Below are 468 nucleotides of genomic sequence, written 5' to 3'. Positions count from 1 at the left end.
AGATTGCTTGTCGTGCTGGCGACTATGAGTTCGCTGACGAGTACAAGAAAGAGATTGTTCGACGCCTAATGGTAAATACAGACCAAGTGATGGAATGGATTTTATATGACCGGCATGATAAGAGCATTGAAAGTCACATTGACACCCTGGTAACAGACGGCAGAAGAGTCGTGTTAGGTGCTCGGCACGCTGCACAAGCTCATCCGGACGGCGGTTACGGGTGGCATATTAATGACACTCCACTAACATGGGTTACGCACTGGGCGAGAATCCAATTGCCCAAGATTGATATCGCAGATAATACTTCGAGTGAAAGGGTGAAGTGAAATGGCAAAGGAACTGGACGCTAGGCAGATTGGTTTTATTCAAGGCGTAGCTTATGCCGCAGGACTTGTCAGACGTTTCGGAAGTGATTCAGAGCAGATATTTAAAGAATCTGGCATCACTGAGGAAGAATTGAGAAGGTAT

The 468-nt window shown here is 46.4% G+C and carries 1 protein-coding gene; it reads left to right on the top strand.

Translation table 11 applies throughout. The features are described from left to right. Nucleotides 1-326, top strand: a 326-nt coding sequence (locus ACQ76X_RS36285) for a hypothetical protein (protein ID WP_438498713.1), incomplete at its 5' end; no start/stop codon positions are given. Nucleotides 327-468 lie beyond the last annotated feature (142 nt).

This window comes from Paenibacillus sp. IHBB 3054 (genome assembly GCF_051594305.1).
Taxonomy (GTDB): domain Bacteria; phylum Bacillota; class Bacilli; order Paenibacillales; family Paenibacillaceae; genus Paenibacillus_AQ.
This window is presented reverse-complemented; position numbering and strand designations above follow the sequence as displayed.